Genomic DNA, 24,560 nt, shown 5'->3' with positions numbered 1-24,560 from the left:
TGCTAACAGCAGGTGTGTTTTGTGTTGAAACGTATTTGTTAGCAGTTCGCTTTGCGGGTGCAGTTGCGCTACGCGAAGCAAATTACACTCTTTGCGCCTTGAACGATGCTGCGTTCAGCATCCGTTGGCTTAAAGGGACTGAATGCATTGTCGTTTAGGAGTTGCTGATGTGGTACGTCGTTCAAGTGGCGACCGGTCAGGAGCAGTCTGCTGTCGATATGATATGCGAAGCGGCGGCTGGCTCTGCTGCACTTAAAGAATGCTTTTGCCCGCACTATAAAACGGGCGAAAAGTGTGATGGCGTATGGGAAACGGTAGAGAAAGTGTTGTTTCCGGGCTACATTATTGTGGTGACAAATCAGGTAGAGCGCGTGGAGCAAGGGCTTCGCGGTGTTAAGGCGTTCACGCGGCTTCTAGGTAACGACAAAGCATTTATTCCTTTAAGTAAAGGGGAAGTTGCGTGGATAGACGCATTCACGCAAAAAGACAATCGCACTGTGCAGATGAGCGAAGGATATGTTGATGGCGGCAAGTTGGTAATAACGGCTGGTCCGCTGCTTCATCACGAGGGTTTAATTCGTAAGGTGAACCATAGGAAGAAGCGCGCATATCTGCAGGTTAAGATGTTTGGTCGCATGATAAATGCCGAAGTTGGGCTAGCTATTAGGCGGAAGAGTTAGATTCCAAGCATTGGGCGAGAATCTCAAACGCAAACAAACGGAAGTTACGACAACAGCAGAATACACATCCGAATCTAGCAATACGCTTGCAAGAGCGCGCCAACCCCTACCATACCGCTTCATAAAGCGCACATTCGATATTGTGTTTAGTAGTGCAGTAATAGTAGTTGGGTTTGTACCAGCGCTAATACTTTCAATCTTTATAGCAAAAGATACAAAAGCAAGCCCAATATACTCACAAATTCGTATGGGTAAATATAAAAAGCCTTTCAAGATATATAAGTTTAGAAGCATGGTATGCGACTCTGATAACGTAGAGAAATACCTAAATGAAGAACAACTTATAGAGTGGATGCGAGAGAGAAAAGTAGAAGATGACCCTCGCATTACAAAGCTAGGTAGCTTTATTAGGAAAACATCAATAGATGAGATTCCTCAGTTTATAAATGTATTAGTAGGACAGATGAGCGTGGTAGGTCCGCGCCCTATCACAGAAGATGAACTAATACATTTCAAACACGATGCAGACAAACTACTAAGCATGCGCCCAGGTATTACTGGCTGGTGGCAAACACAAAGCAGAAATGATTCAAGCTTTGACACCGGAGAGCGCCAAACACTTGAGCTTTACTACATTGATAACGTCTCTGTCAGGCTAGATATGCGAATAGCTGTGAACACCTTTAGTTCTATGTTTGGAACTGGAAAGAAAGGTAGATAGCTTGATCCATCTAATCTTGCTCTCTGGTGGTTCTGGTACTCGTCTTTGGCCGCTGTCTAACGAGACTCGCTCTAAGCAGTTCTTAAAAGTATTGCGAGATGAAAACGATAACCATATCTCTATGGTTCAACGTGTATTTTCACAAATTAAAAAAGTGAATGCAGACCTAGATATAACAATAGCCACAGCTGTCTCTCAAGCACTTTCAATTGAACAACAAATCAAAGGAGACTATTCACTAGTCCTAGAACCAGAAAGGCGAGATACGGCTCCTGCAATTATGCTTAGCTGTGCTCATCTTCTATACAAACAAAATGTATGTAGAGAAGATACTGTAATAGTAATGCCAATAGATACATTTGCAGATCAGACCTACTACAACAAAATCCCTACACTGGATAGTTTTGTACAAGACAAAACATATCAGCTAGTGCTCCTAGGCGTTAAACCAACTTATCCATCGGCTAAATATGGATACATTATTCCAAAAGATACAAAAGAAGACATATATCCTGTTTCTTGCTTTGTAGAAAAACCAAATGAAGATAAAGCTGAAAGCCTTATATCAAAAGGTGCTCTTTGGAACTGTGGAGTGTTTGCGTCTAGATTAGGCTACATCACAGATATCCTATCTAAATACATAGATGCTCAAAGCTATGAAGATGTATATAACAACTACAACCAACTTCCAAAGATTAGCTTTGACTATGAAGTAGTAGAAAAGGCTAAATCTGTTGCTGTTATTCCTTATAAAGGTACATGGAAAGACCTAGGTACATGGAATACGCTAACTGAAGAGATGCAAGAGAGTATATCAGGGCGTGTAGTTATAGATGATAAAACCTGTACAAATACCCATGTAGTAAATGAAACAGGTATGCCTCTTGTAGTATCTGGCATACAAGACTCTGTTGTAGTAGCCACACACGATGGCATTCTCGTATGCAACAAAGAGCAAAGCAGCAATCTAAAAGACCTTATTTCAAAAGCAGCTGAAACGCGTCCAATGTATGAAAAGAGACGCTGGGGAGAATATAGGGTAATTGACTACAGTGTATACCTAGATGGCAGAAAGTCTTTAACTAAAGAGTTAATCATAGAGCCAGACTGTCAACTCTCTTATCAAAAGCATACCCATAGATCTGAGGTTTGGACAATAGTGTCAGGTGAGGGTCTTTTTGTCCTAGATGGCAAAGTAGAAAAAGTAGAACCCGGATATGTTGCCAACATCTCTAAAGAATCTCTTCATGCACTGAAAGCTACAACCAAGCTTCACCTAATAGAAGTGCAGCTTGGAGACAAGCTAGAAGAGCGTGATATAGAGCGTTTTGGGAATTATTGGGAAAACAATCAATAGGAATCAATATATGAAAAAAGCTTTAATAACAGGTGTAACAGGACAAGATGGCAGTTATCTTGCAGAGTTTCTGCTTGAAAAAGGCTATGACGTATATGGCATGATACGTCGCTCATCCGTAGATTTTCGAGAGCGAATAGCGCACCTAGAAGGCACAGAGGGTTTTCATTTTCGCTATGGAGATCTTAATGACTCGATGAGTTTAATAGGGATAATTGGTGAAGTGCGCCCTGATGAAATATACAACCTAGCTGCTCAGTCACACGTTCAAGTATCTTTTGATGTACCTGAGTATTCTGCAGATGCTGATGCGGTAGGTGTTCTGCGTATTCTAGAAGCTGTACGCCTTACAGGACAAGTTGAGACTTGCAGAATATATCAAGCATCCACATCTGAGCTTTATGGCAAAGTAGAAGAAGTTCCTCAATCGGAGACAACTCCATTTCATCCTTATAGTCCATATGCTGTAGCGAAACAATATGGCTTTTGGATTGTAAAGGAGTACCGTGAAGCATATGGCATGCATGCTTCAAATGGAATTCTCTTCAATCATGAATCTGAGCGGCGCGGTGAGACGTTTGTAACGCGAAAAATAACACTTGCTGCTGCTCGCATAGCGCAAGGAAAACAAAACAAACTCTATCTTGGAAATCTTGATTCCTTGCGTGACTGGGGATATGCACGTGACTATGTTGAGTGCATGTGGCTTATTTTGCAACAAGACACACCTGATGATTATGTAATATCAACAGGTGAGCAGCACTCAGTAAGAGAGTTTGCCACGTTGGCTTTTTCTTGTGTCGGTATAGAACTTAAATGGGAAGGTACAGGAGTTAACGAGTGCGGTATTGATAAGGCAACAGGCAAAGTGCTTGTAGAAGTAAGCCCAGATTTCTATCGTCCTACCGATGTAGTGAATTTGCTTGGGGATCCAACGAAAGCTAAAGAACAACTTGGATGGGATCCAACATCTACTTCCTTTGAGAAGTTGGTGGAATTAATGATTGACCACGATATGGCAAAAGTAGCTGTTGAACGCGAAAGCGAGCGAGTACGCAAAAACCTTGCTGAATACCTTGAAAAAGGTGTGGTGAGATAGATGTCTATGAAAAAAGATTCCAAGATTTACGTAGCAGGACACCGTGGCATGGTGGGAAATGCCATTGTTAGAAACCTTGAAGCTAAAGGGTATACCAATATAATTACACGTTCACATTCTGAACTTGATTTATTGAGACAGAGCCAAGTTGAGCGATTTTTCGAAGAAGAAAAGCCAGATTACGTATTTCTTGCTGCCGCAAAAGTAGGCGGAATTGTCGCTAACTCATCTGCTCTTGCTGATTTTATGTATGAAAACATGATGCTTGAGATGAATGTGATTCATGCATCTTGGGAGAGTGGTTGTAAGAAACTCCTCTTTTTAGGAAGTAGCTGTATTTATCCAAGACTTTCGCCTCAACCAATGCGAGAAGATTGCCTTCTTACGGGCTCGCTAGAGCCAACTAATGAAGCTTATGCCCTAGCTAAGATAAGTGGACTTAAATACTGCGAGTATCTAAATAGGCAATATGGCATCAATTTCATATCGGTAATGCCAACAAATCTTTATGGACCAAATGATAATTACCACTCAGAGCACTCTCATGTTCTTCCTGCTTTGATTAGGCGTTTTCATGAAGCAAAAGAAGCAGGTGCAAAGTCTGTTACTTGTTGGGGGGATGGAAGTCCGCTTCGTGAGTTTTTATATGTGGATGATCTGGCAGATGCGTGTGTATTCCTAATGAATACCTATATTGGCAATGAAACTGTAAATGTTGGAACTGGCAAAGAGCTTACTATAAAAGAACTTGCTGAATTAGTAGCCAGTATTGTGGGCTTTGAGGGAAAGATTGGGTGGGACAAAACGCGCCCTAATGGCACACCTCGAAAACTTCTTGATATATCAAAGCTTGAATCTTTAGGTTGGCATTATTCAACAGAACTTAAAGACGGTATAAGGCTTGCATATAAAGACTTTCTAGAGAACTCAACAAGAAGTGAGCGCTAGAAGATGCGTAAGCGCATTTTAGCGTATTCAATCTATTATTATCCGGAAATTGCTTCTGTCGCTCAAATTTATACTGAGCTTTTTGAAGCCTTATCCGATGATTTTGATATTACTGTGATATGTGCAGTTCCTTGTTATACGGGAGAGGTTTCTCCTAAATATCGCGAGAAGCGCTTCTATGACGAAGAGCATGGTGGTGTAAGAATCATTCGAGTGCCGGTTCGTTCTTTCTCAAAGACAGATAAGAAAAGCCGTATTTTGAATATCTTGGATTTCTGGAGAGGTGCTAGAAAGGTTACTCGACAGCTTGGCGGAGACTTTGATCTTGTTTTTACGTATTCCCAGCCTCCTGTTTTGGGCGGAATGCTTGGGGTGTATGGTGCTAAAAAAGTGCAAGCACCTTTAATCTATGGTATTCAGGATTTTAACCCAGAACAGATAATGGCTGTTGGATATGTAGGTGGCACTCTTTTACATAAGATCATGATGATACTTGATAAACGATCTTGCAGAAAAAGTTCATGCGTTATCGTGCCGGGACGTGATTTAGCAGAGACATTAAAGCAACGTTTTGTTGGCAAAGATGTTCCTCACTGTGAGGTTATTAATAACTGGGCAGATGATAAGACAATAATTCCGCTTTCAAAAGATCATCCACAAGTTTTAGCTTTCGGGAAGCAATATGGTCTTGATGGCAAGTTTGTCATTATGTATTCGGGGAATATTGGTCTGTATTACGACTTAGAAAGTCTCGTGCGGGTTATGGGTGAGTTCAAGGAAGAGGAGGATGTGGTTTTTGTCTTCGTTGGCAATGGCGTGATGAAGGCGCTGCTTGAAGTATATGTGGAAAAGAATAGACTACGCAATGTTTTATTCATTCCCTATCAGTCTAAAGAAGAACTTGTATACAGTCTTAACGCCGCTGATGTGCATCTTGTCACTAATGCTAAGGGTATTAAAGGTGTTTCGTGTCCAAGTAAGGCGTATGGAGTTATGGCTACAGACGTTCCCATGCTAGCTGTTTTGGAAGAAGGATCTGAGGTATGGTGCTTGGTCGAGGAATCAGGTTGTGGTATCTGCGCTCATGCAGGTAATTATGATGAATTCAGATCGGCTCTTCATTGCGTGATTGACGAAAGACAGAAGTTTGTCGAGGCGCATCGGGGAGGACGTTCTTATCTTGACACCTATTTGACACGTGAATTGACCGTGGGAAAGTACAAAATGTTGTTCAATGATATCGTACAGTGAAGTATGTTCAGATAAACACTTTTTCTAATGGTTCTACCGGCACTGTTATGATGCAAAAACATGAGGAGTTGATACAGGCTGGGGAAGACTCGTATGTCGCATGGGCTCGTGGACGCGAACCGCAGGGATCTCAAGAGATGAAGATTGGCAGTATAGCAGACACGTATACACATGGTATTTATGTGCGATTGACGGGGAGAATGGGATTTGCGTCGAAGCGAGCGACGCGCGCATTTCTTGAAAGACTTACCATCATCGACCCTGATGTTGTGCATCTTCATAACATTCATGGTTACTATATCAACATAGAAATGTTATTTGCATGGCTTGCGTCGCATCATTGTCAGGTGAAATGGACACTTCATGATTGCTGGTCATTTACTGGTCATTGTGGTCACTTCACATATGCGAAGTGTTCGCAATGGATAGAACATTGCGGTTACTTAGAGAAGTGCCCGCAGCTCGATGTTTATCCCAAGACGCTGTGTAAAAGCTCATGTGCACAGAACTTTGCTGATAAAAAACGACTGTTTACAAGCATTCCCTCCAATCGCATGACGCTTATTGCGCCGTCAGTTTGGCTTCAGAACATTGTAAAACAAAGTTTTTTGGGGGAGTATCGGATAGAGATACATCGCAATACGGTTGATACAGGAGTGTTTAGGCCTATTTCGAGTGATTTCAGGAAACGTTACGGTATAGGAGATCGATTCATGGTGCTTGGCGTAGCATCACCTTGGACCGAGCGAAAAGGATTAGAGGATTTCATTTGTTTGTCTCGAGATCTTGATGATAGTTTTTCCATTGTCGTAGTGGGGCTAAATAAAAAACAGATAAGAAGTATTCCTCGGCGGATTATCGGTCTGAAGCGAACGGAATCAAAAGAGCGTCTTGCTGAGATATATGCTACTGCCGACTTGTTTTTTAATCCAACGAAAGAAGAGAATTACCCGACTGTAAACCTCGAAGCAGAAGCATGTGGTACGCCGGTTGTAACCTATGACGTAGGAGGATGCAAGGAGACGCTGACGAATCCATCCTCAAAGACGGCGACTGGCTATGATGGGGCGCTGGCTATCATCAAGGAGAGGGGTAGTTCCCATCATGTCGGAATTTAGTTCTGGTTTTTCTAGCTCCCCTCTTGTATCGGTTATTATTCCAGTTTACAACAATGAAAAAAGCATAGCTCGATGCATTGATTCTCTCCTTAAACAGACTTATTGCTCATTCGAACTCATTGTCATTGATAACAATTCAACCGATAAAACAATGAGTATATGCAAACAATATGGAGGTAGTGATTCTCGCATAAAGATAGAATCAGAAACAATGCAGGGTGTGTCCTTTGCGAGGAACCATGGATTGGAAAAGATGCGAGGAGATTATGTTACCTTTGTTGATGGTGACGATTGGTGTAACCCTTGTTACCTTGAAACACTTGTCTCGGATGCGATTACATACAATACGGACATTTCAGGTGTTGCGTTTGATAGAGGGGAGTTGCATGATGAGGACAAGGGAGAGGTTGCCATATTAGACAGCAGTCCCCTTCTTGACTTCACTACGCAATTGCACTTTAATGCAGCAGTTTGTTCCAAGCTTTACTCAAGGAGTGTTATAGAGGGTATACGTTTTCCTGTTCATCTTACTATTGCTGAAGACAAAGTATTCGGATTCCGTGCGTTCGAAAAGGCCTCTAGGGCGAGTTTCCGGAACTGGAAAGGCTATCATTACACTGTAAATCCCTATTCTGCAACGCATGAGGACATCTCCGACGATCACTTTCGCGCAGCCGATGCTTTGAAGGATGAATGTCTCCGATATATCCACGGTAAGGTCGGCATTTTGAGTGAGGATGATACATGTCGTCTTATTTGTCTGTATATAGATGAGTATATCAATTTGATAAGGTACTATGCGACTAGCAGTATCGATGCTCGAGGTTGCAACAAGGAACGCATCGAACCATATTATCGAGAGCTGATGAGTATTGATATGAGTCGGTATAAGGAGTTTTTGGGGACAAAAAGGGTTGGCAATATAAAGGTGATGCGTCTTGGACGGGACACATACAGTTTTCTTCTCCGTTTGCTGAATGTATTGAGAGGGAGATCCTAGGTTTGCTAGTTTATCTCCTTATCCCGATCGCCACGGTGGTGCTTTACGGCGTAGATTGGGTTCTTATGTACAGAATTAAACGCTACTACCTCTTTCTTATTGCTGTGTTTGTATTACTTGCGGGAATTTCGGGTTGTCGTTCACCTTATACAGGTACTGATACTATGCAGTATTACACGGCGTTTCTCTCTTTGAACGATATGGATTTATGGAATTCGCTGTTCGGAACTCGATATGAAATAGGATATGCAGTATTCAACAGATTGGTAGGTCTATTTACATCAAATCCGCAGATGTTTATTTTTACGGAATCTTGCATAACGACTGCGCTTGTACTCTTTTTTATCGCCAGAAACTCCTCGAATGTTCTTGCTTCCGTTCTTGTGTACGAATGTGCTTATCTCTACTTTCAGGCTTTTAACGCTTCTCGGTTTTGGCTAGGGCTAGCCATCGCGCTTTGCGGATTCGAATATGCCCGGAAAAGGTGTATCGTACCTGCTCTTGCTTTTGTGGTTGCTGGAACAAGTATTCATACCAGCATCGCCATGCTTATCATTGTATATGCTTTGTTCTTTATGAAACGACAGGTGAGTGATCTTTTCGTTTTTATAATGTTTTGTGTTGCTATGATACTTTCTCTGTTCGGTGAACAGCTTATGAAGATATACATGGTGCTTTTCGAAAGATATACTGCCTATGAGACATATGATCTCGAAGCAAGCTTCGCAGGCTTTTTCCCTTTGTTTCTTCTTTTGCTTGTAGCAACGGCGATTGTTCTTTCTCAGAAAGATAAGCTAGTAGATGGAGATTATCTGAGAAGGCTGTCAATACCACTTCTTTTTAGCGCTGCTCTTGGTTTTATGTCTATGGATGTTGAGATGGCGACGCGTATGCGACCTCTCTTTACGGTATTCCTTATACTCTTTATTCCCGAACTTGGAAAACTTAAGCACTTCGGTTCGTTTGTCGAAATAGTTTCTTTAGTGGCGCTCGTATTTTATGGATATACGCTTCTTTCGGTAAATGATGGGCAGATAGTTCCTTACGCTACGTGGATATAAAAGGGGTAGCTGTTCTGTGATTAGTGTTGTAATTGTTACCTATAATACCGAATCGATGCTTGTGGCGACGCTGGAGTCAGTTTTACGTCAAACTTCAGACAAGTTTGACGTAATATGCATTGATGGGGGATCGAAAGACGGTACTGTTGCTCTGCTCGAATCTGCGAACAATAAACTGACGGAGCGAGGAATACCATGTTTTCTCTCTTCTGAGCCTGATAAAGGTATCTATGATGCCATGAACAAAGGTATCTGTCAGGCGACGCAGCCGTGGATATATTTCCTTAATGCGGGTGATCGTTTTTGGTCGGATACGACTCTTGAAACTATATGTGTATATCTTTCTCTCTCGGAAGCGGATATTGTATATGGGGACATTGGACTCAAAAGTCTCGGGGTGGTAGAGGGCGAAGTGGGGATTCTTTCTGCGCATCCAGTTTCTTTAATTGAAGAACGTATGCCATTTTGTCATCAGGCTGCCTTCGTCAAAACGTCCGTTATGCGGGAGTATCGCTTTGACTGCACGCATCCCTTCGCCGCTGACTATGAATTATTCCTTCGTGCGTATCAGGATGGGAAGGTGTTCGCGCACGTTGACCTTCCTATTGCCATCTACGATGAAGGCGGCGTGTCGTCAACTCGGTTCGTCGAGGTGGCAAAGGACTATCGAAGAGTGCAGAGACTTCATAGCGTTGAGCGCTCTCAGGGAGTCATTGGTGGTGTCCGCTATGCTAAGGAATTGCTTATGGCTTCTTATCAGGAATTAAAGTCAGGTTTTAAGAGAAAAACATATTAGCAGTGTTCGATGTAAATTTGTTCATATGTTCAACGCCCTATCAAGTCTTTAATGCAATGTGCATACGGGAGATGTATTTTAAAAAAGTTCCGTGCGATATTGTTCTTATGGACTATTTCAAATCAGTTGATTTGATGCGTGACAACGTGGAATCGCTTGGTTTATTCAGGAAAGCTGTTTTGATTCCCGGGAAAAAAGACTACGACTCTTATTTCAGCGCCAAACGTATGACGCGATTGACTTTTAAGTTTTTATATCTGCATCATGCTTCGGAATATCTCGAAATGCATGGTATTAATGTTGTTGATTACAGTCGGGTATTTTGTTCTTATGATGATCCTATTGCCTATGCCCTTGCCAAGGCAGGTAAACCCAATCCTCCGACATTCGTTCATTTCGAAGATGGCTCTGCTAGCTACATCCGCTCCAGATTTACTCATCCCGGGCGTTTCGAGAGGTTGATGGGTGTTCCGGAGAGGTGCTTTACCGATGAGAGCTATCTTCGCGAGCCCAGATTGCGTGCAGCATCTGCGGCATCGCATGAAATATGCGATGCCGATACAATGGCTCGAGTTGGCTGCATGCTGCCCCGTATCTATGGGCTTTACAATACTCGTTCGCTGTCTTGCAGGACACAGGCGATGGTGATAGACGGTCTTGAGTCAGAAGAGTTCCTTCGCCTTGTGCTTAGCGGAGCGGTTCGTGCATTCAAGAACAGCGTTAGTGTGAAAAGGCATCCGAGGCGCTTTGATGGACTTTTGAGCACATTGGGCGTGCAAGAAGCACCAGATGTTTCTATGGAGCTGCTGTGTCTAGGCGGTGGGATAGCGGATGATAATATCTTGATATCAAGACTTTCAACTTCTGCGATGCTGCCCAAGCTACTGCTTGGGAAGGAGCCTAGGCTCGTTTTTCTCTACAAACTTGTTTCGTTTGAAGATCCGAACACTAGAGATCTGAGCGACATGGTGGAGCGTTTTACATCCCTTTACTCCAGTCCTGATCGCATTGCGTGTCCTTCCTCTTACGAGGAATATGAAGAGGTTCTTGAGAGGTTTGTGCGTGAAAGCCCCGCTGTATCACCTGTGTTAACGGATGAAGGTATATGCGCTTCGAGGCGCTAAAGAACTACTTTGCCAACATTGTACTTCTGGTGGTGCGCTCGGTATACGGTCTTATTCTTCCGCATATGATTATTCTCTCCTATGGCTCGGCTGTGAATGGAGCGGCTTCTGTGGCGACGCAGATAGTCGGTTGTATCCAGCTTGTTGAAATGGGTATCTACAGTGCGTCTATCGTTGCTTTGTATGAACCGCTTGCCCGAAAAGATCGTCATGGTACTGAGGCAACCATGGTGAGTATCCGGTCATTTTACGTCAAAATAGGATGGATATTCTCGCTTGCCACGATGCTTGTCGCTTTGGTGTTTCCTATGTGGTCTTCGGGGGAGGTGGGGTATCTCACCATGTTTGGCCTCATTGTGACCATTGCTTGCGCCAATGCCATCAGATACTTTGCTTCGGGAAAGTATCGAGCGCTTTTGCAGGCAGATAACAAACTTTACATCGTATTTTTGACGGAATCTCTAGGTTATGTAATTCAGATTGTGCTTTCCGTCATATGTATTCAGAACATGATGCCGATAGTCGCGGTCAAAGCGAGCATCGTTGTCTCAACGGCATGTGAGGCAATCATTCTGGTGCTATATGCACACAGGAGGTTCGGGCGATTCAACTATAAGGCGCATCCCCGAAAAGACGCTCTAATCCGCCAGCGTGACATCATGATCCATCAGGTGGCGACGCTTATAATTATGAATGTTGACATAATCGTCATATCAGTTGCTTTCGATTTGAGTCTTGCAAGCGTTTATGCCGTCTACAATATGATTGCTCTCCTGCTTGCGGGTTTGGTTGACGCTATGACAGCAAGCGTGACGGCTCATTTTGGTCAAAGAATAGCTCTAGGCGATGGCGCTGGTTTACAGCGGCTCTATGCGAGGTTCGAGTATATATACATTCCTGCTTGCGTTTGGTTATACGTCTGTATGGCGGTCCTGCTTCTTCCTTTCGTCCATCTGTATGTTGCAGGGGCTAATGATGCCGATTATTTCAACTTAGGACTTGCATATTTGTTTGCTATCAGTGGGCTTTTGCGTGCTTTTCAAAAGCCTGCGTTAACTGTCATCGCTGCTAAAGGTGATTATAGGCAAACCCGTGCGATTCTGGTAGTGCAAGCAGCGGTAAAAATTGTATTGTCGGCATTGTTGCTAACTTGGGGATTGTGCGGGCTTTTGGTTGCGACATCTATTGCGTGGGCAATAGGCATCATTACGTTTCGCGTATATGCGAGTACGGATATGGCTATTTCAGGATCGCGTAATACCTTTGCGCGCATGACTGTCTACGGGTTGGTGGGTTTTGGTGTTATGTTGTGCGTTCAAGAATTTCTTGTTCCTTTATTTCAGATGGATTCTTATACAAATTGGGCGCTATGTGCACTTGTTGTAGCTTCGTCTATTGCTTTCGTGCTGGCGATTGTGATGGGGGCTGAACGGTTGGTGCGTGCTCTAAGGAAACGGAGGGATATGAGCAATGGGTAGGCTTGCTATAACTAATTCCGCACGCTGGGCAGCATGCATGGAAGATATCATGAGCGATACGCCGTTTAGTATTTCAGCACGTGAAAAAAAAGGTTTTGCATATCTTCTTTCGCATCATAAGTTAAGAGTGCACAATTGTAACTTTATAAAGGGAGATGACGGCTTCGCTGCTGTGGTGGGGACGTTTATCTATAAGGGGAGCGTTGGGCATACTGCTTTAGAAATGCTTTTTAACGACAGTTTGAAAGTGGATGTCGAAACAATACGGCATAACAGCTACGGTAGCTATTGTGTTGCCATTTGCCACGGAGAAACGATAAAGGTATTCGTAGATCCTCTTGCAACATATTCAATGAACTACTTTCGTTCTAATGAGGAGTTTATCATAACGAACTCCTACTTTCAGATAGCGCGTATAGTGCAAGCCAAACTCGATCGGTTGGTTTTTGCGGAATATTGCTTTACGTGGAGCATTATAGACAATAAGACACCATTCAAAAAGGTGTTTAAACTTGAAGGAAATCAGTGCGTAGAAATAGATACGTCTACGGGTAAGGTTAAAATTAGTCAGCTTTTGGATGCTTCCGTTTCGCATGAAGTGGCTCCTCAGACATTTGAAGATGTTGTCTACGGTATCAGACGAGAGGCGGATGCGTTTGCCCAAGTTAGAAGGGATGCTTTTAAAGATAAAACCGTTTTCATTACTGGGGGACTTGATGCTCGCTTGATGCTTGCATCATATATAGGAAATGGTGATGTCGCTCATTTGGCACAATGGGGCGGCTCTGATGCGGTAAGTAACTACAACGAACCCGACGATAGGATATCGAGGCAAGTATCCGAAGTTGCAAAAACCGACTATCGCTTTTTCGATATCGCGCGAGATTTCGAAGAGATTTATTGTGTGGATAACAATGCTTTTGACTTCAATACCTATGGTGACTATGCCTATATCTATGGTGGAAATAAACGTTTCAAAGAAATATTCCTGCACAAGTTGGAGTCAGACTATGTCGATTTTGGATATTTCGGCGAAACAATAACGCAGTGGGATGATCTTGATGCCGCATATCACGAAGGTTTTTCTATTGAGGATTTCGTCGACGACATTTATATGGAGCGTTACCGACAGTGTGAGTTTGATGAATTTTTCACGATGTTGCGCAATCGCGTTATTGAGGAATTTATTGACTACGCGCAACGCTGTGGAATAGATGCTACAAATCTGACAAAGAGCGATTGTATGAGACTTTACCATCGTTATCGCCAGCGTGCCGATACCATAGTGTGTAATTTTGTCAATCAATTCTGCTATTACACACCTTTGCTGGCACAACCTCAAATTGTAAAGATAATCGATGGTGTGAATTACGATGTTTTCTCTGATGCTCGTATCAATCTCAACTTAGTGGAACAATGGATGCCAAATTTGTTGCAGGTGGAATATTACTCTCACGGTTTGTTCTGTGTGTTTGATAGCGAGAATCTTCTCTTGGAACGAAGACATCCTGATCTGGGAAATCAGAGGCTGCGCTGTATTGTAAAGACTATCATGCGTCGTATTCTGGGAGAGGAGAGAACTCGCGCCATTCTTGACGTGCGTCTATGCAAGAAATTCGGTGATGCGTACCTAGACACTGAGAAAAAGAACAGGCATATCGTTCAATTTTGCAGGGAAGCTATCGAGGATCATTGGTCATATCTGCCGGTGACATGGAAACGCGGCGAAAAAGGTACGCCGTCTTTACTGGCATATCCGGCAATCCAGTGCCTCATGGTTGATTATGCAAGCGGCATTGAGGAAAACGATTTTCAAGAAAGGAAATACGATGATTGAGGGGAGAAGAATCCTTGCTTTAATCCCTGCTAGGGGTGGTAGTAAAGGCATTCCGAGAAAAAACATCAAGCCTTTGAATGGTGTTCCTTTGATTGCCTACACAATAAAAGCAGCTTTGCAAAGCAAGTATGTGGATGGGGTTTGTGTATCCACGGATGATGATGAGATAGCGGAAGTTGCGAGGCGTTATGGTGCCAACGTTCCTTTTATGCGCCCAGCTGAACTTGCGCTTGACACTTCAAAGACTATCGAGTGTGTAATTCATGCCAGAGATACATTGAATGAGACTGGGGACATATTTGACATAATTGTTATTTTACAGCCAACTTGCCCTTTGCGTACATTTATGGATATCGACAATAGTATCGAGCATTTTGTACTTCACAATTACGAAGGTTTGGTGTCGGTTTCTGAAGTGCAGGAAAATCCTGTGCTTATGAGGACGATAGGCAAAGATTTCAGAGTAAAACACTTGCTTGACTGTTCAAGTACGATACGGCGGCAGAATATGCCGAAGTACTATCGAGTTGATGGCTCGATTGCTATTAACCTTGCAAATGAATTGACTCTTGAAACGAGCATTAATGACAATCCGATTGCTTTTGTGTCATCAAAAGATGCAGGGATTGATATTGACACGATTGAAGATTTTAGGAAAGCGGAGAGTCTAGTGATTGAGGCTGCTGCTGAGGCAGCCAGAGTAAGGTTTGCGGAATACCGAGAAGATTGATTATTCCACTAAATAAAGAAAATCTAACCTTAAGTCTACGCTCGGGACAAAATTAGGGCACACTAAATTAAGCCCTCTTCAGAGTAGCTTTAAAAAGTCGCTTTTAGTCAGTCGGAATAACTTATATACTATTCTATAGTATATTTTCTTCCGAAAGGATGCTGTATGACGGTGACAATGGAGCCTATTTTCCCAATCTCTGCTCTTCAAAAGAAACAAGGAGAGATAAAAAAAGCCGCTCAGTCAAATATTGTACGTATAACCGAAAACGGTGTTGGGGCTTACGTGTTTTGTACTGAGGATATGTTTCAAGAGAAGCTTAAAGAGGCTGCAGAAAGTGCGGTATATGAGGCTTGTATGGCATCTGCTATTGAACGGGGACGCGCAGATATTGCTGCTGGGCGATATGTAAAAGGTATCGAGGCGGCATATGAAGAAGTCAAGAGGCGTACAGATGCCTGAAATTCTTTTTACTGAAGGTTTCTTAAATGACATTGCACAAGTACTTCTTGCCAGCAAGCGCAAAGAGATAATGGATGCTATTTCTTTATTGTCCGATATGCCCGAGATCGGTTCTAGTATAGTGCCTCAGTCAATTCGCAGGAAATATGGCAAAACTGTACGCAAGTTGGTCGTTGCGCCTTTTGATGTCGTCTATGAATATCATGCAGAACGCAATGAAGTCCATATTCTTGCGCTTATTCACCAAAGGATGGCGCAATAGAAATGGCATAGTTGCTTAGTGTGCACTTTGCATTAAAATTAGTGTAATGTTTGAATACGACTAGGAGTTTCAATGGATATCTTTGAGTTCTTGGCTCAGCCTTGGGTAGTCGGAATTATTATTGCAATAATAGTTATTCTTGTCGTTGTTTTTGTAGGCAAGGGCTTCTTCGACGAAATGAAGAAGAAATAACTTAAAACCGGCGCAAAGGCAAAAGGCACAAGGAAGGTATGACCTACAGTTTCGGACCCAAACTGAACGGGCAGGCGGGTACGCAAGTCTCGCATGGTTCAGTTCAACCGAATATGTATCAGCATGGTAATTTGCAGGGCAACCGCGTGCAAATGCAGCCTCCGATGCAGCCCAATTCTCAGAAGCCAAGCAAAAAGCAAAAGCGAAAAGGCGGGGCTTGGCGCGTAGTATTTATATTGGCTATAGTGGTTCTGGCGTGTGCGCTAGGCGGCTTGGGCTGGTTACTTTTCACGTATTGGAACGGGCAAAACGAATACACCAAACTCAGCGACGAGAATTTCACCATAAACGACAGCAGCGGAGTTACAACTCTTGGAAGCTTCGATGTAGACTGGGATGCGTTGCGCGCAATTAACCCCGATGTGGTGGGATGGGTTTATGTGCCCGGCACAAATATTAGCTACCCAATTTGCTGGCGCAAAAACGACGACAAATATTATTTGAAGCACAACTTTGGTCAAAATTCTGTTGGCGATTTTGGTGCTGAATACGGTTGCATAATGCTAGCTGGCGTAAATTCGCCCGATTGGACCGACCAAGTAAACGTAATATACGGACACCATATGGCTAACGGCACAATGTTTGCCACTTTGGGCGATTTTGCTTGGAGCGATGAACTGTTCAACCAGCTACGCACATTTTACGTATTAACACCGGAAGGGAACTTCCGAACTACATCGTTTGCCGTCGATAAAGTGCCGGGGTCGTCAACCGATATTGTCATTCCCGACTTTGATTCCATGCAAGACTTTCACGATTATGTGCAAAAGCGCATAGACACCTCTACTGTAAACCCCGATCCGCCAGCGCCGCCGGTAGACGACATTAAGCAAGTATTTGCATTTTCTACATGCAGCTATCCAGATGTAAACTATCGCATAGTAACGTTTTGTTCAGTGGACGAATTTTTGCCAGCCGGAAGTACGGTTTCGCAAGGAAATTCGCTAGTTGATCAAGGCGATATTGAAAGCGTAGAAGGTGCGATAGCTGAAAGGCTTTTATGAGCGACTGGATAGAGTGTGGGGAACACCCCGATCATCCTCAGGAAGAATGCGGAATTTTTGGAGTATATGCGCCCGGAAGCGATGTGGCGCGAATGACGGGTTTTGGTTTGCAGGCGCTGCAGCATCGCGGACAGGAAAGCGCGGGCATTGCTGTGGGTGACGGTTACACCGTCACCGTAGAGAAAGATCTTGGGCTTGTAACTCAGGTATTCAATGAAGCTGCGCTTGCCAGCCTTACGGGCGATGTTGCGATAGGCCATGTGCGTTATTCCACCAGCGGTAGCAAAGCGGTATGGGAAGCTGCGCAGCCGCATATGTCAGCTATAGATGAAGTACTGTTTGCGTTGGCGCACAACGGCACACTTACTAATACAAATAGCATGCGTGCGCAGCTAATAGATCAGGGCGTACAACTGCGATCTTCTACCGATTCTGAGGTAGCCGCAAAGGCAATAGGTTTGGTTACGCGAAAGACGCATCATCTGCGCGACGGTATTACAAGCGCTATGAATTTGATGGCGGGCGCATACGCAATGGTCATATGTACGGCTGATGCTCTTTATGCTTTTCGCGATCCGCACGGCATAAGACCGCTATGCATGGGAAAGTTGGCTAATAACCGCGGATGGGTGGTTTCGTCTGAAACTTGCGGTTTGGATATAGTTGGCGCTCAGTATGTGCGCGATATAAATCCCGGTGAAATAGTCAGGATTGGGCAAGACGGAGTGGCATCTGTACAGGCAGTTCCTTCAAAAAAGCCAGCAGCTTGCATCTTTGAATACGTTTATTTTGCGCGACCCGATAGCGTAATAGATGGGCAAAGTGTTTATAAGGCGCGTCGCAATACGGGGCGCATTTTGGCGCGCGAAGCTCCGGCTGATGCCGATTTGGTGCTAGGGGTGCCAGACAGCGGGGTACCTGCGGCGCTTGGTTTTTCAGCTGAGAGCGGCATAGAATACACCGACGGCATAGTGAAAAATCGTTATGTTGGGCGCACTTTCATACAGCCTACTCAGGAAATGCGACAGTTGGGCATTCGGTTGAAGTTGAATCCGCTTTCAAATGTAATAGCTGGCAAGCGGCTGGTGGTTATTGACGATAGCATAGTGCGCGGCAATACAAGCAAGAAGCTGGTGCAAATGCTCCGAGATGCTGGTGCAACAGAGGTGCATTTGCGTATAACTAGTCCAGAAGTTATGTGGCCATGCTTCTATGGTATAGACACCGATACGCGCGATCAGCTTATAGCGGCAAATATGTCGCTTGAGCAAATGAATGAATGGATTGGGTCTGACTCTTTGGCGTTTTTGTCGCTGGATGGATTGCGCGAGGCTGTAAGCGATGCGCATACTCAGGGGTTCTGCGATGCGTGCTTCACGGGCGATTATCCGGTTGCTATTCCTGAAGATGTGGCACAACTTAGCTTTTTCACTAAACATGATTTCGATAAGGTTTTTTCAAAAGAAGGCGAATAATGATGTATACTTCGAGCGTTGCAAGGCTTTGACTGTTCAGCCTATGAGCACGCATGCTGATGAAAAGGGGGCTTCGGCAATATGCGCGCGAAAGGCTAGGATGCGTCGCGAAGAGCGAAGGCGCGGGACATCTTCGTCTGCAGCGGCTGCACCTCATCAGGGGATGATGCAGCAAAATCGCCCGACCATTCTTATAGAACGGTCGGGCGATTCTCTTTCAGCGGCTATTATTTCATGCCGCTGTATTAGCTAACAAATAATTCAGGCATATAGGCAGAAAAGTGTGTAAGGCTCAGTCCATCACAAAGGGGCAAGGAGTGCTGTTGTGGAACTATGACCAAACTAGACCGTGTGTTGCCTTCGTCACTTTTTAGGCGAAAAATGGTCAAAACTTCCGACTTTCCACAGTCTATAATGCCAAATTACGCCAATTACGAATCAAAATGGAATTGAAGAACCCTGTTTGCCCAGTGTTCTTCACAATTCAAGTTATCTATGTGGCGATATGACCATGGAAAGTTGGAAGTTTTGACCATTTTTCTAGTAAACACTGCTCACCCCTGTTCATAACTGACTTTTTCTTAGAAAAAGCTTGCCTGAACAGGGATGTCAAGTGAGAATCCTACACACTTTTGCCTATATGCCATAATTTATTGGTTGCTTTGTGTGGTTGTATTGGTCTGATCTGCTACTTGTTCGGGTTGTGTTGTTGGCTGTTCGGGGACAGTAGGCTGCATTGGTTGCACCGGCTGTACTGGCTGCACCGGCTGCACCGGCTGTGCGGGTACCTGTATTGGTTGTGCAGGAATACCTGTTGGCGCTGATTGGTTATAAGCGCCGGCTTTCACTAACTGGCGGTCTTTACTAGCGAACACAGCTACGATAATTAACAGTACGCATGTAACTATGCTGCCTCCAAGGAAACTTAGGATGGCACCTGCAATTGCCCAGCCGAAGACATTCCCTAATTTCTGCTGATTGTTATGGAAGCGTAGTCCTGTTATGCCAGCGACCAATACTAAAATGCAGCATATAAGCGTCCACACAAACATGGCTTCGCCAACTGCCATTAAAATTTGTGCAACTATTGCACCATCGGAATGAGAATAATATCCGTTGTCGTATTCAATGCCTGTTGCGGCATATTCTAGCGCCGGACCCATAGCCATCATTGCAATCGCCCCGATTAGACTGCCAATAATTCCTAATGCGGCAAGAACGACAACAGCAATGCTAAGACCCTTAATGGCTTTAGCGTGATTCGTTTGCATCGGTATTTCCTTCCTTACTTAAACGTATTGCCGATATTGAATTCTATTTCAATACTGCCCCAGAATACCATCTTTCGCCAAATAGTTTCCTTGCGGTAATTTATCGCCTGAAAATACCTTGCCTGATATTAGCGAAACGCACTAAAGGTTTTGCTAGTTAGAAGTTAGAATAGAGGCAAGTGAAAACTTCGGAAGGTGGTGTGGATGGGCGAACAAATTACTTACGCACAGGCTGGTGTTAGCACGGCAGAAGGTGCGCGTGCGGTTGATGCTATAAAGGGGCTGGTCGGTGCCACATATAGACATGAAGTGGTGGGCGATATAGGTGGTTTTGGCGGTCTTTTCAGCATAGCTGCAGCAAAGGAAATGGAAGAGCCGCTGCTTGTAAGCGGAACCGATGGCGTGGGTACCAAGCTTAAAGTAGCTCAAATGCTTGGTAAGCACACAAGCGTCGGAATTGATTTAGTTGCGATGTGTGCAAACGATATTCTTGCTACTGGTGCCGAGCCTTTGTTCTTTTTGGACTATGTTGCCGTGGGAAAGCTTTCTGCCGAGCAGATGCACGACATAGTGGCTGGCATAGCCGATGGATGCAAGCAGGCAGGCGCATCGCTTATCGGGGGAGAGATGGCTGAACACCCCGGCGTTATGGACCCTGACGATTACGACCTAAGCGGCTTTTGCGTCGGTCTAGTTGATAAGCCGCGCATGTTGGGGCCTCAAAATGTGCATGTTGGCGACGTTTTGCTTGGGCTTGAATCTAGTGGATTGCATTCGAATGGTTATTCGCTGGCGCGCAAGGTTTTGGTAGAGGGCAAAAGCGCCGATGAACTGAAAGCGCCCGTGGAAAAGCTTGGCGGCAAAAGTGTGCTTGAGGCTCTTCTGATTCCAACGCGCATATATGTAAAGCCGGTGCTTGATGTGCTGCGCAGTTTGCCGGGCGCGGTGCATTCTCTGGCGCATATAACCGGTGGTGGCATAACGGAAAATTTGAATCGCGCACTTCCTTCTAATATGAATGCGCAAGTGCAGCTAGGCTCGTGGGTTGTGCCTCCAATTGTTGAATATACTTGCGAGGCGGCAAATCTTAGCGAAACCGAGCGCTTAAAGACATTCAATATGGGAATAGGTGCTGTGTTGGTGGTGGATGCCAGCACCGAATACGATGTGAAGGCGGCACTAGACGCTGCGGGCGAAAAAGTGCACAACATAGGGCGCGTGGTGTCCGGTTCTGGCGAGGTGGAATATGTGCGCGCTTAAATGCGGCGTATTGCTTTCGGGAAGCGGAACGAATCTGCAGGCAATATTAGACCAGATAGAGTGTGGGCTTCCTGTAGAAATAGTGCACGTGATATCTTCGCGCCCAGATGCATTCGGCATACAGCGTGCGCAAAAAGCGGGCATACCCACAACGGTGTTTGACCGCAGCGTGTATACAGACGCACGTGCAGCCGATTCGCGCATAGTAAATATCATGCGCGAAGCCGGTGCTGAGTACTTGGTGATGGCTGGATACATGCGAATGATAACCTCGGTGGTGTTAGATGCTTTTCCGAATAAGGTATTGAATTTGCACCCAGCTTTGTTGCCATCGTTTAAGGGTGCGCATGCCATACGCGATGCGTGGGATGCGGGCGTAAAAGTAACCGGCGTTACCGTACATTTTGCCAACGAAGAATACGACAAAGGTCCCATAGTTGCCCAGCGTGCGGTGCCTTTAATTGAGGGCGATACCATAGATTCCCTAGAGGCTCGCATACATAATGTAGAACACGAGTTATATCCGCAAGTGCTGCGCGCCATAGCTGAGGGGCGCATGGAAATAGATTCGGAAGGCAAGGTGCATATATATGAAGCGTGAAACTATTCAAGGAATAATTGAAGACTTGCGTGCGGGGCGCACACCGCAGCTTTCTGTGGCAGATTTTCCGGCGTTTTCAAAAGAGGCTACAGAAGGTGACAGCCATATTGGTCCCGATGTGCTAACGCGCATAGCGGCAGCGCTTACTCAGGCTGATATTCCTACGTTTGAACGCGCGTTGCGGGCAATTGACGAGGGCGACTTGGCGTGGCTAGGCTTTAAGGTGGTATACGATTGTGCAAAAGCCGTCCAAAACGTAGATAACGAAGTTACAAAGAAATATGGCGATGTGGGTTCAGCTGACGGGCAAGACTTAGTCTTTTTCTGCAACGATGCAAAAGAGATTGTAGCTAGTCGCGAAGTAAGTGCGCGCGACGTGTTCCAGATGAAAGATGTTACGCGCGGGCCTTCCATGCACAACGATCAGTTTGATGGTCTTACATGGGCTAGCCAGCCGCTGTTTGGCAAAGTGCGCGTTTGGCTTTTGGGTGCAAGCGATGCGGCGGTGGAATTGGCGCGCTTGGCTGACCATGTAGGTTTTCATGTAATTGCGGTTGATTACGACCCTGCGTTCTTGAATGAAGAGCGTTTCCCGTGCGCCGAACGCATTATGTTACACGGTGGGAATTTTGATGAATTGGCAAACATGCCGGCTAAACCGGAAGACTATGTATGCGTGCTAACTCGCGGGCATATGTTTGATCCGGAAAGTTGTGTTTGGGCGCTGCAGAACAACGTGCACTATGTTGGCATGATGGGGTGCGCGGGCAAAAACTCTACGGTTCACGATTTGGTTTTGGGCGCTGGCGTGTCCGAGGCAGATTGGCAGCGCGTTAAGCGACCCATTGGGCTAAATTTTGGTGCGAAAACACCTGCAGAACTTGCTATTGCCATTGTTGCCGAGTTAATAGATGTACGCTACAAGCAGCGTTATAGCGAAGAGGCACGCAAGAAGCACGAAGACAGTTTAGGGAGGTAGGGGAAAATGGCGGATCCCAAGGTAAAACGGGTGTTAATGTCTGTTACAGACAAAGCCGGCATAGTGGAATTTGCGCGGGCTTTGTCGGAAGAATTCGGTGCGCAGATAATATCTACTGGCGGTACTGCGAAAGTTATAGCCGAAGCTGGCATAAAGGTGACACCCATAGATGAAATTACTCAATTTCCCGAAATGATGGATGGGCGCGTAAAAACGCTGCATCCTAATGTCCATGGTGGACTTTTGGCTAAGCGCAACAACGATGCGCACATGGCTCAGGCTGCAGAACATGGCATAGAGATGATAGATATGGTGGTAGTAAATCTGTATGCCTTTGAAAAGACTGTAGCTAGCGGTGCCGATTTCGACACTTGTATAGAAAACATTGATATAGGCGGTCCTAGCATGCTGCGCAGCGCGGCTAAGAATTTTGAAAGCGTGGCAGTTGTAACTAATCCGTCTAGCTACGATGCTATTTTGGATGAAATGCGCAACAATAATGGTGCTACATTGCGCGATACCCGCGCGAAGTTGGCACTGGAAGTTTTCCGCACTACGAATGCGTATGATGGGGCAATTGCCAATTGGATGGGCGCGCAGCTGGAAGCTGACGCTGCGGACGCTTCACCGGAATTTCCCGAACAGATGCGGCTGGGGCTTACAAAGCGTCAGGCATTGCGTTATGGCGAGAACCCGCATCAGGCGGCGGCATTCTATTTGCGCGATGAATTTGCGGGTGCCGAGCATTCGCTTGCGCGCGCGACGCAGCTGCAAGGCAAAGAGCTTTCGTATAATAACTACCTCGATTTGGATGCGGCTTGGGCTGCCGTGCGCGAATATGACAAGCCTGCATGCGTTATAGTCAAGCACTTAACGCCTTGCGGTGTTTGCGAAGATGTAGACGTGACGCATGCTTACAAGCGGGCGCATGAGTGCGACCCGGTAAGCGCATACGGTGGCGTTATGGCGTTTAATCGCGCTGTTACAGGCGAAGTTGTTGCTGCGATATTTGATAACAAGCAATTTGTGGAAGCTATAGTTGCTCCTGAATTTTCGGGGGATGCTTGCGAAATGTATACAAGCAAGCCCAACTGCCGTCTTTTGGCTACGGGGGGCGTGAACCCTGCGGGTCAGGGTGTGGAGTTCCGCTCTGTTGAGGGAGGTCTTTTGGCACAACAGACAGATGGCGTGGCAGAAGATAAGGCTAGCTTTACATGTCCTACCAAAGTGCAGCCTACGCCTGAGATGATGGACGAGCTAATGTTTGCTTGGCGCGCTGTTAAATCGGTTAAGAGTAACGCCATTTTAGTAGCGAAAAACCACGCAAGTGTTGGCGCTGGTGGCGGGCAGCCTAACCGTGTGAATTCTGCTCGCATTGCTGTAGAGCAGGCGGGCGAAAAAGCGCGCGGTGCTGTGGCTGCAAGCGATGCATTCTTCCCATTCCGCGACGGATTTGACGTGCTGGCACAGGCGGGTGTTGTTGCTGTTATTCAGCCCGGCGGCTCTATTCGTGACGAAGAAGTTATTGCGGCGGCAGACGAGCAAGGTATCTGCATGGTGTTCACAGGGCACAGGCATTTCCGCCACTAAAATTGCACGCCGTGCGCAGAATATTTTAGCCGTGCGTGTTCAGGTGTGGTAACATATCTGATGCTTTTACGGGTTGTGGCTCAGCTTGGTAGAGCGCTGCGTTCGGGACGCAGAGGCCGCAGGTTCAAATCCTGTCAACCCGACCAGAAAATCAGGGTCGCCTTCGGGCGACCCTTTTAACATCTGTTTGATGTTTGCTTTGTT

At 45.2% G+C, this 24,560-nt stretch carries 24 protein-coding genes and 1 tRNA gene; 24 read left to right on the top strand and 1 reads right to left on the bottom strand.

The window, feature by feature from the left end:
* Positions 1 to 167 precede the first annotated feature (167 nt).
* From loaP to G7Y37_RS04415, 19 genes are all read left to right on the top strand, one after another.
* Positions 168 to 680 (top strand): antiterminator LoaP, encoded by a 513-nt coding sequence (loaP, locus tag G7Y37_RS04505; protein WP_165062281.1) that lies wholly within the window; start codon positions 168 to 170, stop codon positions 678 to 680.
* Between the two features lie 10 nt (positions 681 to 690).
* Entirely contained in the window at positions 691 to 1,401 is a 711-nt protein-coding gene (locus G7Y37_RS04500; RefSeq protein WP_165062280.1) for a sugar transferase, read from the top strand.
* Between the two features lies 1 nt (position 1,402).
* Entirely contained in the window at positions 1,403 to 2,758 is a 1,356-nt protein-coding gene (locus G7Y37_RS04495) for a sugar phosphate nucleotidyltransferase (RefSeq protein WP_165062279.1), read from the top strand.
* Positions 2,759 to 2,768: 10 nt separating this feature from the next.
* Positions 2,769 to 3,857, top strand: coding sequence for a GDP-mannose 4,6-dehydratase (gene gmd / locus G7Y37_RS04490; RefSeq protein ID WP_165062278.1), 1,089 nt, complete (start codon positions 2,769 to 2,771; stop codon positions 3,855 to 3,857).
* A complete protein-coding gene (locus G7Y37_RS04485; RefSeq protein WP_255463931.1) occupies positions 3,858 to 4,805 on the top strand; it encodes a GDP-L-fucose synthase in 948 nt (315 codons plus the stop codon).
* A gap of 3 nt (positions 4,806 to 4,808) precedes the next feature.
* Positions 4,809 to 6,056, top strand: a complete 1,248-nt coding sequence (locus G7Y37_RS04480) for a glycosyltransferase family 4 protein (protein WP_165062277.1) — start codon at positions 4,809 to 4,811, stop codon at positions 6,054 to 6,056.
* Positions 6,053 to 7,174, top strand: a complete 1,122-nt coding sequence (locus tag G7Y37_RS04475; protein WP_165062276.1) for a glycosyltransferase — start codon at positions 6,053 to 6,055, stop codon at positions 7,172 to 7,174. Before G7Y37_RS04480 ends, G7Y37_RS04475 begins: the two co-directional genes overlap by 4 nt.
* Positions 7,161 to 8,174, top strand: coding sequence for a glycosyltransferase family A protein (locus tag G7Y37_RS04470; RefSeq protein WP_165062275.1), 1,014 nt, complete (start codon positions 7,161 to 7,163; stop codon positions 8,172 to 8,174). The genes G7Y37_RS04475 and G7Y37_RS04470 overlap by 14 nt, the downstream gene beginning before the upstream one ends.
* 2 nt (positions 8,175 to 8,176) lie before the next feature.
* On the top strand, positions 8,177 to 9,235 hold the full coding sequence (locus G7Y37_RS04465; protein ID WP_165062274.1) for an EpsG family protein: 1,059 nt from the start codon (positions 8,177 to 8,179) through the stop codon (positions 9,233 to 9,235).
* A gap of 16 nt (positions 9,236 to 9,251) precedes the next feature.
* On the top strand, positions 9,252 to 10,031 hold the full coding sequence (locus G7Y37_RS04460; protein ID WP_165062273.1) for a glycosyltransferase family 2 protein: 780 nt from the start codon (positions 9,252 to 9,254) through the stop codon (positions 10,029 to 10,031).
* Positions 10,032 to 10,102: 71 nt separating this feature from the next.
* Entirely contained in the window at positions 10,103 to 11,155 is a 1,053-nt protein-coding gene (locus G7Y37_RS04455) for a hypothetical protein (RefSeq protein WP_165062272.1), read from the top strand.
* Positions 11,137 to 12,633, top strand: coding sequence for a lipopolysaccharide biosynthesis protein (locus G7Y37_RS04450; RefSeq protein ID WP_206214096.1), 1,497 nt, complete (start codon positions 11,137 to 11,139; stop codon positions 12,631 to 12,633). Before G7Y37_RS04455 ends, G7Y37_RS04450 begins: the two co-directional genes overlap by 19 nt.
* Positions 12,626 to 14,470 carry a hypothetical protein gene (locus tag G7Y37_RS04445; protein WP_165062270.1) on the top strand — a complete coding sequence of 615 codons (1,845 nt, stop codon included), beginning with the start codon at positions 12,626 to 12,628 and terminating at the stop codon, positions 14,468 to 14,470. Before G7Y37_RS04450 ends, G7Y37_RS04445 begins: the two co-directional genes overlap by 8 nt.
* A complete protein-coding gene (locus G7Y37_RS04440) occupies positions 14,463 to 15,200 on the top strand; it encodes a cytidylyltransferase domain-containing protein (protein ID WP_165062269.1) in 738 nt (245 codons plus the stop codon). The genes G7Y37_RS04445 and G7Y37_RS04440 overlap by 8 nt, the downstream gene beginning before the upstream one ends.
* A 165-nt stretch (positions 15,201 to 15,365) precedes the next feature.
* Positions 15,366 to 15,662, top strand: a complete 297-nt coding sequence (locus G7Y37_RS04435) for a hypothetical protein (protein ID WP_165062268.1) — start codon at positions 15,366 to 15,368, stop codon at positions 15,660 to 15,662.
* Positions 15,655 to 15,924: a type II toxin-antitoxin system RelE/ParE family toxin gene (locus tag G7Y37_RS04430; protein WP_206214095.1), complete on the top strand. Its 270-nt coding sequence runs from the start codon at positions 15,655 to 15,657 to the stop codon at positions 15,922 to 15,924. The genes G7Y37_RS04435 and G7Y37_RS04430 overlap by 8 nt, the downstream gene beginning before the upstream one ends.
* Before the next feature lie 230 nt (positions 15,925 to 16,154).
* Positions 16,155 to 17,180: a class B sortase gene (locus G7Y37_RS04425; RefSeq protein ID WP_165062266.1), complete on the top strand. Its 1,026-nt coding sequence runs from the start codon at positions 16,155 to 16,157 to the stop codon at positions 17,178 to 17,180.
* A complete protein-coding gene (gene purF / locus G7Y37_RS04420; RefSeq protein WP_165062265.1) occupies positions 17,177 to 18,655 on the top strand; it encodes an amidophosphoribosyltransferase in 1,479 nt (492 codons plus the stop codon). The genes G7Y37_RS04425 and purF overlap by 4 nt, the downstream gene beginning before the upstream one ends.
* Positions 18,656 to 18,698: 43 nt before the next feature.
* The gene (locus tag G7Y37_RS04415; RefSeq protein ID WP_206214094.1) at positions 18,699 to 18,908 is read left to right on the top strand and encodes a hypothetical protein; all 210 of its coding nucleotides are present in this window, start codon (positions 18,699 to 18,701) and stop codon (positions 18,906 to 18,908) included.
* A 397-nt stretch (positions 18,909 to 19,305) separates the two neighbouring features.
* On the opposite strand, the gene G7Y37_RS04410 is transcribed toward G7Y37_RS04415, so the two are convergent.
* Entirely contained in the window at positions 19,306 to 19,926 is a 621-nt protein-coding gene (locus G7Y37_RS04410; protein ID WP_165062263.1) for a hypothetical protein, read from the bottom strand.
* A gap of 204 nt (positions 19,927 to 20,130) precedes the next feature.
* Between G7Y37_RS04410 and purM the strand changes: the two genes are divergently transcribed.
* The 5 genes from purM (at position 20,131) to G7Y37_RS04385 (ending at position 24,502) form a co-directional block, all read left to right on the top strand.
* Entirely contained in the window at positions 20,131 to 21,186 is a 1,056-nt protein-coding gene (gene purM / locus G7Y37_RS04405; protein ID WP_165062262.1) for a phosphoribosylformylglycinamidine cyclo-ligase, read from the top strand.
* A complete protein-coding gene (gene purN / locus G7Y37_RS04400) occupies positions 21,173 to 21,787 on the top strand; it encodes a phosphoribosylglycinamide formyltransferase (RefSeq protein ID WP_165062261.1) in 615 nt (204 codons plus the stop codon). Before purM ends, purN begins: the two co-directional genes overlap by 14 nt.
* Complete coding sequence (locus G7Y37_RS04395) at positions 21,777 to 22,766, top strand: XdhC family protein (protein WP_165062260.1); 990 nt, start codon at positions 21,777 to 21,779, stop codon at positions 22,764 to 22,766. The genes purN and G7Y37_RS04395 overlap by 11 nt, the downstream gene beginning before the upstream one ends.
* Positions 22,767 to 22,772: 6 nt before the next feature.
* Positions 22,773 to 24,356 carry a bifunctional phosphoribosylaminoimidazolecarboxamide formyltransferase/IMP cyclohydrolase gene (purH, locus tag G7Y37_RS04390; RefSeq protein ID WP_165062259.1) on the top strand — a complete coding sequence of 528 codons (1,584 nt, stop codon included), beginning with the start codon at positions 22,773 to 22,775 and terminating at the stop codon, positions 24,354 to 24,356.
* Positions 24,357 to 24,425: 69 nt separating this feature from the next.
* Positions 24,426 to 24,502 (top strand) — tRNA-Pro (locus tag G7Y37_RS04385).
* Positions 24,503 to 24,560: the final 58 nt, after the last annotated feature.

It is taken from the genome of Adlercreutzia sp. ZJ154 (assembly GCF_011039055.1).
Taxonomy (GTDB): domain Bacteria; phylum Actinomycetota; class Coriobacteriia; order Coriobacteriales; family Eggerthellaceae; genus Adlercreutzia_A.
Note: the sequence above shows the minus strand (reverse complement) of the source record. Positions and strands in the feature narration are given on the sequence as shown.